Here is a 9,186-nt window from a genome sequence, read left to right as displayed (position 1 = left end):
CTTGCGGACGAAGCGCCGGACTCTGAGCTCGTACTGAGGGCGCCCATCCTGGCCGCGATCACGGAAGACCTCCACGAGGTTGAAGCCGTTGTTCTCCGCGATCTCCTAGCTGCCCAGGGAAGGGGCCGCGGCGATGCGCAGCGTTCGCTCCCCGGAGTGCTTGTGCCAGCGCTCCTCGGCAAACCAGCTGGAGTGCGCATGCCCGCAGAGCACCAGGGAGAAGCCCTTCTCCATGAGCACTTGCTTTACGGCCCCCATGTCAAGCAGACAGGTGGACGTGGAGCCGCTGTCAGCACTTGGAACGAACCTGTCATACAAGCAGACAGGTTGGCACAGGATGCGCCCGGCAGGCGACTCCCGGCGAGCTTGGGTTCCCGGTTTTGCCCAGGACCGCGGCTCCGCCGGCACGCAAGGAGCCTCGGGTGGGCTCTCTACCAGCTCCGGCTTCCTCCCAGCGCGTCCTCACCGCGAGCATCCTTGGGCCCTTGGGCTTGGCGCTGGGGTTGGGGAAGCACTCCCTTCTGTGCCTGCCTCCCTCTGCTCAACACGCTCTGCGCGTTCTTCAGGGGGCAGGACCGCTATTGCCGGAGGAAGCGGGCTTCTTGTTGTCGTGGGTCAGGGCGGGGTGGAGCCGGGCAGCTCGTTCGAGTTCGGACGCCAGCCAGTTCCTATAAGGATGCGTGCGGGTGAAGGTGGGGCTCTCGCCGAAACCTCGGCTCGAAATACCCACCAGGACAGCCCCGTTCGTGTCCTCGCGCAGACAGGGACCTCCGCTGTCTCCTGTGTAGAGGTCACGTCCCGGTTGCTCGAAGAGAGCTCTGTCATCGCCCGGAGACATGATCTTCTTGATCTTATATCGGTTGAAGCGGCGCTGACCGGAGACGCCACCCAGGATCTTGTCGTAGGTGTAGCCAGCCAGCAGGAAGGATTCGCCGGCTTGAACATCCACATCCGCCAGAGGGGTAGGAGGAAATGCATCCTCCACGGGTGAGTTCAAGAGGATGATCGCCAGATCGGCGCTGACGGCCTCGACGCGTCCTCGCTCGTCCAGGAGCAGCCTGAACTCAGGATGAGGCCGAACCTCGATTCCTTCGTAGGTCTGGCTCGCGTACCCCGGCATGCGTTCGGTGTCTTGGGTGGGTGGATTAAAGGTGACGGTCTCCACGGTGGGATGGGTCGTGCAGGCAGAGCCGTCAAGGATGCTCCTGCCCTCAGTTCCGGGTGTGGTGGTCTCCTGCTTCGTGCAGACACAGTGCCCAGCGGTCAGCACCACTTGAGGACCGATCAGGACCCCACTGCATTGGCCGTCTACTCCCGCTTTCGTGGGGCCCGAGTCTCCACAAGGACGGTGGACGCATAGCGATTCCGCACGTCCAGCGTCCCTGCCAGCCTGGACCCGAGTGCCTTGAAGGGGAGAGGCTCTTCGGCTGGAAGGGTGCCAGCATCGACGGTGCTGGCCTCAGGCTTGGGTGGTTCTGCCGGGCGGTTCTTGCAGCCGCCCAGCACAAGCGCCACCACGATGCTTTGGAGGATCAATGCTCGCGATGCCATGGCGCGGGAGTGTCGTAGCAGAGAGGGGGCGAGAGAGGGCCGGTGTTCCTTGAGGGCCCGGGGGCAGGGAGGCATGCGCCCAGAGGGTGAGGTTGACGAGCCGGGGGCCTTTCCGTTACTCATGTCAGCGTGCGTCTCACCTCCGTGCATCATCACCATGCGCATCATCGGCTCGGCCCTGACGGGACCGTTCGCCGCGCGCATGCCTGGATGACTGTCTGAGACGACTCATCCGCCTGGCCCTGCCGCAGTGACCGAGAGCCCGTCCCCCAGGACGGGCTTTTTTCGTTTCCGCGTTCTCTCCACAAACCCACTGGAAGCCTCCCGATGCTCAAGATCGCCCTCCCCAACAAAGGCCGCCTCTCCGAAGAGGTTCGTGAGCTGTTCAACGACGCCGGTCTCGAGGTCCGTATCCGTGGTGAGCGTGCCCTCACCGCCTCCCTCGGCGGCGAGTTCGAGGCCATCTTCGTCCGCGCCCAGGACATCCCCGAGTTCGTCGCCGACGGCGCCGCGCAGGCCGGTGTCACCGGCTGGGATCTCGTCAATGAGGCCGGCCGCGAGCTGGACCTGCTCATGGATCTGGAGTTCGGCAAGTGCCGGCTCGTGGTCGCCGCCCGTGAAGAGAGCGGCATCACCTCCGCGGACGGCGTCAAGGACGGCATGCGCGTGGCCTCCTGCTTCCCCCGCCTCACCCAGGAGTTCTTCTCGAAGCGCGGACAGAAGGTCACCGTGGTGCCCGTATCTGGCGCCGCCGAGATCGCTCCCCACCTGGGCATCGCCGACATCGTCGTGGACCTGACCTCTACCGGCTCCACGCTCAAGATGAACGGCCTTCGCGAGGTCGCCACCGTTCTGGAGTCGAGCGCCCGGCTCGTGGCCAGCAAGCGCAACGATGCGGAGACCGCCCGCAATCTGGAGGAGCTGAAGCAGGCGCTGGGCTCTGTGCTCGCTGCCCGTGGCAAGCGCTACCTCATGACCAACGTGCCCCGGAAGGCCCTCCCCAAGGTCCGTGACGTGCTCCCGGGCCTCAATGGCCCCACCGTGGTGGACATCATGAACGGCGGGGACTACGTGGCCGTGCACGCCGTCGTCCCCGCGAAGACCATCTACCGGACGATTAACGCCCTCAAGGCCCTGGGCTGTGAGGGCATCCTCGTCACCCGCATCGAGAGGTTGATGCCGTGAGCCCTGGAGCCCTCAAGTACCGCGGCTCGCTTTCCGCCCTGTCCCCCGAGGACAAGCGCCGCCTCTTGGATCGCTCGGGTCAGTCGGACGCCCAGGTCGCCACTCGCGTCCGGGACATCGTCGCCCGTGTCCGCCGGGAGGGAGACCGGGCCCTCCTGGAGCTGGCGCGCGAGCTCGACCGCGCGAGCCTTACCTCGCTCGAGGTGCCGCGGGCCCGCTGGGAGGCAGCGCTCGCCTCGCTGGACCCGAAGGTGCGCCACGCCCTGGAGCGCGCCGCCCGCAACATCGCCAAGGCCCACGAAGCCCAGAGGCCTCACGCCACCGAGGTGGAGACAGAGCCCGGCATCGTCGTCGGCCGGCGTCCCGATCCCCTCGGCCGCGTGGGTGTGTACGCGCCCGGTGGCCGGGCCGTGTACCCCAGCAGCGTGCTCATGGGCGTCGTGCCAGCGAAGGTGGCCGGGGTAGGGGAGGTCATCGTCTGCTCGCCTCCGGGGCCAGAGGGACTGCCCTCGGCCGGAGTGCTCGCGGCGGCGGCGCTGGCGGGCGCGGATCGGGTCTTCGCCCTGGGCGGCGCCGGTGCGGTGGCCGCCATGGCCTATGGCACCCAGAGCGTGCCACGCGTGGATCGCATCGTCGGGCCGGGAAACGCCTATGTCGCCGCAGCCAAGCTCCAGGTGGTGGACGCGGTGGCCATTGACGCGCCCGCCGGGCCGAGCGAGATCCTCGTCGTCGCGGATGGCTCGGCGGATCCGGAGGCCGTGGCGCGGGAGATGCTGGCCCAGGCCGAGCACGACCCGGAGGCCTGCTGCGTGGCGCTGGCGGTGGGCTCAGCGCTCGCCGACGCCGTGGCAGCCGCCGTGGAGCGCGCTGCGGCCCGAGCCCAGCGGCGAGAGATCGTCACCACCGCCCTGCGCGATCGCGGCGCCGTGCTGAGCGTGGGCTCGCTGGAGGAGGCCTGGCCCTTCGTCTCCGAGTTCGCGCCCGAGCACCTGCTCATTGCCACGGTGGATCCTCAGGAGAACCTGGATCGTGTGCGCAACTGCGGCACGGTCTTCCTCGGGGAGCGCGCCTCCGTTGCTTTTGGGGACTACATGACAGGCGCCAACCACGTGCTCCCCACCGCCGGACTGGGCCACGCGTACTCGGGGCTGTCCGTGCTCGACTTCTACCGGTGGACCACGTACCAGCGCGTGGATCGGGACGCGGCGGCACGGCTCGCGGAGGACGTAGGCGTGTTGGCGGACAGTGAGGGGCTCTTTGCCCATGCCGAGGCTGCCCGCGCCTGGAGGAAGCCATGATTCCCCGCCGTTCCTCCTACGAGGGCATCTCGCTCTACTCGCCTCCGGCCGTGCAGTGCCGAGTGGATCTCAGCGACAACACCAACCTCTTCGGCATCCCCCCGGCCGCGGAGCGGGCCCTGCGCGAGTTCACCGCCTCCACCATCACGCGCTACCCCGTCAGCTACGCCCCGGAGCTCAAGAAGGCGCTCTCCTCCTATACCGGCTTCGAGCCCTCCTGGATTACCACGGGCTGCGGCTCGGACGATCTGATCGACTGCGCCCTGCGCGCCTTCCTGGAGCCGGGCGAGCGCATCGCCGTCCCAGAGCCCTCCTTCTCGATGATGTCCTACTTCGCGAAGGTGAACGGCCTCCAGTTCATCCCGGTGCCGCTCCGGCCGGACTTCGAGCCCGATGTCGACGGGCTGCTCGCCACGGGGGCTCGGCTCATCTACGTCTGCTCGCCCAACAATCCCACGGGCACGGGGATCTCTCTCGCTGCGCTCGAGCGGCTGGTGGACGCAGCCCCAGGCCTCGTCCTCCTGGATGCGGCCTATATCGAGTTCGCCGACGTCAGCCTTGTGGAGCTGGCACGCTCGCGGCCCAACGTGATCGTGACGCGAACGCTCTCCAAGGCGTTCGGCCTCGCGGGCATGAGAGTGGGCTATGCGCTCGGCCGCCCCGAGCTCGTGAACGAGATCGAGAAGGCACGCGGGCCCTACAAGCACACGGGCCTCGCCGAGCGCATGGCCATCGCCGCGCTCACGGAAGGCCTTTCCTGGGTGAAGGCTCGGATCGAGGACGCGAAGGAGAGCCGGACACGGCTGGTGGCGGAGCTGAAGGCGCAGGGGCTCGCTCCACTGCCCTCCGAGGCCAACTTCGTCCTCGTCCCGCTCCCCGGCGCGCTCCAGGTGGCCGCCCGCATGCGCGAGCTGGACGTGAACGTGCGGGCGTTCCAGGGGCTGACCGGGGTAGGGGATGCGCTCCGGCTTGGCTGTGGACCCTGGCCCATGATGGAGGCGGCGCTCCAGGCGCTGCGGGAGGCACGGCGGTGAGAGTCACCTTGTTCGACTACGGAGCGGGCAACATCCACTCACTGGCCAAGGCGCTCGCCACGGCAGCCCATGCCGAGGTCCGCGTGCAGACGGATCCCGTGAAGGCGCTCGACACGGACGTGCTCGTCCTGCCCGGTGTGGGCGCGTTCGGCGCGGCAGCAGCCCGGCTGGAGCCTGGCCGTGAGCAGATGCGCCAGGCCCTCGAGCGTGGACTCCCGTGCCTCGGCATCTGCCTGGGCATGCAGCTCCTCTTCGAGGGCAGCGAGGAAGGCGAGGGCCGCGGGCTCGGCCTCTTCAAAGGGCGGGTGACGCGGCTGCGCGCGAAGCACGTGCCGCACATCGGCTGGAACTCCGTGGAGGAGGACACGGCGGTGCAGGGAGCCAGGCTGGACACCGTCTACTACGCGCACAGCTTCGTCTGCCGCGCCGAGGAGCCCGGAGAGGTGGTGGGTTGGACTTCCCACGAGGAGGATCGCTTCCCGGCCTCGGTACGGCGAGGCAAGGTGCTCGGCGTGCAGTTCCACCCCGAGAAGAGCTCCGCATCCGGCGTGCGCTTCGTGCAGGCATTCCTCCAGGAGGTCGCGCCGTGATCGCCATCCCAGCCATCGATCTGCGCGAGGGAGCGTGCGTGCAGCTCGTGGGCGGCTCGTACGACGCCGAGCGCGTGCGAGTGAACGATCCGCTCGACGCGCTGAAGAAGTGGCGCGGCTTCGGCTTCAAGACCTTCCACGTGGTGGATCTGGACGCGGCGCTGAGCAAGGGCTCCAACTTGGAGGCCATCACCCGGTTGCTGGGCCACGAGCCGGGCCTCACCTTCACCGTGGGCGGTGGCGTACGCGACACGGCTCGGGCTGAGGCGGTGCTCGCCAGTGGGGCCTCCTCCGTCGTCGTGGGCACGAGGGCCATCGAAGACACCGCATGGCTGTCCGACGTGGCCCGCCGCTTCCCCGGCCGGTTGGTGGTGGCTGCGGATGTGAAGGGCCGCGAGGTGGTGACGCGAGGCTGGACGGCCGGGAGCTCACGAGACGTCGCCGACGTGCTCGCGGCGCTGGCGCCGTTGCCGCTGGGAGGCCTGCTCGTCACCGCCGTCCACAAGGAGGGGCAGATGGGCGGAGTGGATCTGCCGCTGATGCAGGAGGTGGTGCGGGGCAGCAGGCACCGTGTGTACGCCTCGGGGGGGGTGACGACCCTGGAGGATCTCCGGGCTCTGGCGGATGCCGGGGCCCATGGCGCCGTCATCGGCATGGCGCTCTATACCGGGAAGCTCGACGCGGCCGCGGTCGCACGGGAGTTCGCATGACTGTCGTGACTCGAGAGACGAAGGAGACCCAGATCCGCGTGGAGCTGACGCGCGGTCAGGGCGTGGCCAAGGTGGACACCGGCCTGAAGTTCTTCGACCACATGCTGGCCACCTTCGCGAAGTACGCGGGGCTGGACCTGAACCTGCACGCGCGCGGCGATCTCCGGCACCACCTCATGGAGGACGTGGCCATCGCCGTGGGGACCGCCGTGTACCAGGTCATCCCGCCCACCGCCGCCCGCTACGGCGAGCGCACCCTCCCCATGGATGACGCGCTGGTGCAGGCGGCCATCGACACCTGCGGGCGCTTCTACTACCGCGGTCCGCTGCGCAATAAGCTCTACGATCACTGGATGCGCTCCTTCTGCGAGCACGCGAAGGTGACCCTCCATATCCGCGTCCTGCGCGGCAAGGACAGCCACCACCTCACCGAGGCCGCCTTCAAGGCCGTGGGGCTGGCGCTGCGAGACGCCCTGGTGGACTCGGGCACGGTGTTCAGCACCAAGGGCTCGGTCGCCCTGGAGGTGAAGTGATGCTCACGCGGCGGCTGATCGTCTGCCTGGACATGAAGGGCGGCCGGGTGGTGAAGGGCGTCCAGTTCGAGGGCCTGCGCGACGTGGGCGATCCCGTGTCGCTGGCCCTGCGCTACGAGGCCGAGGGCGCGGACGAGATCACCTTCCTGGACATCTCCGCCAGCGCCGAGGAGCGCGAGACGCTCTGGGACGTGGTCCAGCGCACCGCCGAGCGCCTCTTCATCCCCCTCACCGTGGGCGGCGGCGTGCGCACCGTGGACGACGTGGGGCGGGCGCTCCGGGCCGGTGCGGACAAGGTGAGCATCAACTCAGCGGCGGTGACGAACCCGGAGCTGCTCACGGCCTGCGCGGACCGCTTCGGTGCCCAGTGCGTGGTGGCCAGCATCGACGCCCGGCGCGAGGCGGACCGCTGGCGCGTCTACACCCGCGGCGGCCGCACGCCCACGGAGCTGGAGGCCGTCGCCTGGGCTCGCGAGTGTGTGAAACGTGGCGCGGGGGAGATCCTCCTCACGAGCATCGATCGCGATGGGGCCCGTTCGGGGTATGACCTGGAGCTGACGCGGGCCGTCGCCGAGGCGGTGGACGTCCCGGTCATCGCCTCGGGTGGGGCGGGGAACGCGGAGCATGTCCGGGCCGCGCTCATGGAGGGCCAGGCGGACGCGGCGCTGGTGGCGGGAATCCTCCATGACGGCCTCACCACCGTCGGGGCGATCAAGACGCTGCTCCAGGGGAGCGGCCTGAGGATCAGGAGCGTCGCATGACGACGGAAGCGCAGGGGTTGATGCAGGCCGCCGCCGAGGTGGCTCGGAAGTCCGGTGACGTGGCGCTCGAGTTCTTCCGCAAGGGCGTCACCGTGGACATCAAGGGAGATGGCACGCCCGTCACCGTCGCGGACCGCACCTCCGAGCAGACCGCGCGCGAGTGGATCGAGGCGCGCTTTCCCCAGGACGGCATCCTCGGAGAGGAGTTCGGCGAGACGCGGGTCGGGGCGAAGCGCCGGTGGATCCTGGATCCCATCGACGGGACGAAGACGTTCATCCGCGGCGTGCCGCTGTGGGGCACACTGGTGGCGGTGGCTGAGGGTGAGCGCATCCTCGCCGGAGCCGCCTACTTCCCGGCCGTGGGCGAGCTGCTCGTGGCCTCTCCGGGCGCTGGCTGCTTCTGGAATGACAAGCCCACGAAGGTCTCCTCCGTGTCGCAGCTCTCCCAGGCGGTGGTGCTCTCCACGGACGAGCGCTTCCTGCAGTACCCGGAGCGGGGCAATGCCTGGCGTGCGCTCGCGGCGAAGGCATCCATGGATCGCACCTGGGGCGACTGTTACGGCTACCTCCTGGTGGCCACGGGCCGCGCCGAGGTGATGGTGGACGAGCTCCTCTCCCCCTGGGATGCGGCGGCGCTCCAGCCCATCATCGACGAGGCGGGTGGGGTGTTCACCGACTGGACGGGCGCGCGCACCTCGTTCGGCGGCAATGGCATCGCGACCAACGGAGCGCTCTCCGCGCAGGTGCGTGAGCTGCTCGGCGCGACGAAGAGGACGTGATGCTGGACCTCTCCAAGCTGGACTTCTCCAAGGGCAACGGGCTGGTGACGGTGGTGACGCAGGACGCGCGCTCCGGCGATCTGCTCATGGTGGCGCACGCGGACCGCGAGGCGCTGGAGCGCACGCTGGCCACCGGCGAGATGCACTACCGCTCGCGCACCCGCGGCCTGTGGCACAAGGGCGCCACCAGCGGCAACGTGCAGCGCGTGGTGTCCCTCGCGGCGGACTGTGATGGGGACGCGGTGCTGGCGCGCGTGGAGAAGGCCGGCCCCGCCTGTCACACCGGGCAGGAGACGTGCTTCGGGCCCGGCCGGCTGGATGCGCTGGTGGCGCTGGACGCGACGATCTCCGAGCGTGCCGCCCAGGCACCGGACCCGGGCCAGAAGCCCAGCTACACCCGGCGGCTCCTGGACGATCGCAACCTGCGCCTCAAGAAGATCGGCGAGGAGGCCGCGGAGCTGGTCACCGCCTGCGCCGACGGCGACAAGGCCCGAGCCGTGGAGGAGGCGGCGGACGTGCTCTACCACCTGCTCGTGGCCGTGCGCCCCCTGGGCATCACCCTGGATGACGTGAAGCAGGTCCTCGCCCGCCGCGCCGCACCGCCCCCACGCTGAGGAAGGAGATTGCAACTATATTGGAAATTTAAACCCCCGACCCCTTGAGCAGGGCTCTGGCCACTTGGACCGTCCAGATGACCGATGGAGCAAGAGGTGGGATAGGGATATCCCCTAGTTCCTCTTTTTCT

General features: G+C 68.9%; 10 protein-coding genes and 1 pseudogene. 9 read left to right on the top strand and 2 right to left on the bottom strand.

All coding sequences use genetic code 11. The features are described 5' to 3' along the window. Nucleotides 1-105 precede the first annotated feature (105 nt). A complete protein-coding gene (locus tag VD972_RS06865; RefSeq protein WP_324982547.1) occupies nt 106-234 on the bottom strand; it encodes a hypothetical protein in 129 nt (42 codons plus the stop codon). Between the two features lie 328 nt (nt 235-562). Beyond that, a pseudogene (locus VD972_RS06860) lies at nt 563-1,291 on the bottom strand (trypsin-like serine protease); the annotation flags it as partial. Between the two features lie 587 nt (nt 1,292-1,878). Here VD972_RS06860 and hisG point away from each other — a divergent pair. The 9 genes from hisG to hisIE are packed head-to-tail and all read left to right on the top strand — an operon-like array spanning nt 1,879 to nt 9,055. After that, on the top strand, nt 1,879-2,736 hold the full coding sequence (gene hisG / locus VD972_RS06855) for an ATP phosphoribosyltransferase (RefSeq protein WP_324982544.1): 858 nt from the start codon (nt 1,879-1,881) through the stop codon (nt 2,734-2,736). Continuing rightward, the gene (gene hisD / locus VD972_RS06850; protein ID WP_324982541.1) at nt 2,733-4,034 is read left to right on the top strand and encodes a histidinol dehydrogenase; all 1,302 of its coding nucleotides are present in this window, start codon (nt 2,733-2,735) and stop codon (nt 4,032-4,034) included. The genes hisG and hisD overlap by 4 nt, the downstream gene beginning before the upstream one ends. Further along, nucleotides 4,031-5,068, top strand: a complete 1,038-nt coding sequence (locus tag VD972_RS06845) for a pyridoxal phosphate-dependent aminotransferase (RefSeq protein WP_324982538.1) — start codon at nt 4,031-4,033, stop codon at nt 5,066-5,068. The genes hisD and VD972_RS06845 overlap by 4 nt, the downstream gene beginning before the upstream one ends. Further along, nucleotides 5,065-5,658: an imidazole glycerol phosphate synthase subunit HisH gene (hisH, locus tag VD972_RS06840; RefSeq protein ID WP_324982535.1), complete on the top strand. Its 594-nt coding sequence runs from the start codon at nt 5,065-5,067 to the stop codon at nt 5,656-5,658. The genes VD972_RS06845 and hisH overlap by 4 nt, the downstream gene beginning before the upstream one ends. After that, nucleotides 5,655-6,368: a 1-(5-phosphoribosyl)-5-[(5-phosphoribosylamino)methylideneamino] imidazole-4-carboxamide isomerase gene (locus VD972_RS06835; RefSeq protein WP_324982532.1), complete on the top strand. Its 714-nt coding sequence runs from the start codon at nt 5,655-5,657 to the stop codon at nt 6,366-6,368. The genes hisH and VD972_RS06835 overlap by 4 nt, the downstream gene beginning before the upstream one ends. After that, a complete protein-coding gene (locus VD972_RS06830) occupies nt 6,365-6,901 on the top strand; it encodes an imidazoleglycerol-phosphate dehydratase (RefSeq protein WP_324982529.1) in 537 nt (178 codons plus the stop codon). The genes VD972_RS06835 and VD972_RS06830 overlap by 4 nt, the downstream gene beginning before the upstream one ends. Next, complete coding sequence (gene hisF, locus VD972_RS06825; RefSeq protein ID WP_349256549.1) at nt 6,898-7,662, top strand: imidazole glycerol phosphate synthase subunit HisF; 765 nt, start codon at nt 6,898-6,900, stop codon at nt 7,660-7,662. Before VD972_RS06830 ends, hisF begins: the two co-directional genes overlap by 4 nt. Then, the gene (gene hisN / locus VD972_RS06820; RefSeq protein ID WP_324982522.1) at nt 7,659-8,441 is read left to right on the top strand and encodes a histidinol-phosphatase; all 783 of its coding nucleotides are present in this window, start codon (nt 7,659-7,661) and stop codon (nt 8,439-8,441) included. Before hisF ends, hisN begins: the two co-directional genes overlap by 4 nt. Beyond that, nucleotides 8,441-9,055 (top strand): bifunctional phosphoribosyl-AMP cyclohydrolase/phosphoribosyl-ATP diphosphatase HisIE, encoded by a 615-nt coding sequence (gene hisIE, locus VD972_RS06815; RefSeq protein ID WP_324982519.1) that lies wholly within the window; start codon nt 8,441-8,443, stop codon nt 9,053-9,055. The genes hisN and hisIE overlap by 1 nt, the downstream gene beginning before the upstream one ends. Nucleotides 9,056-9,186: the final 131 nt, after the last annotated feature.

The sequence above is a fragment of the Hyalangium sp. genome, assembly GCF_035629615.1.
Lineage (GTDB): Bacteria > Myxococcota > Myxococcia > Myxococcales > Myxococcaceae > Hyalangium.
This window is presented reverse-complemented; position numbering and strand designations above follow the sequence as displayed.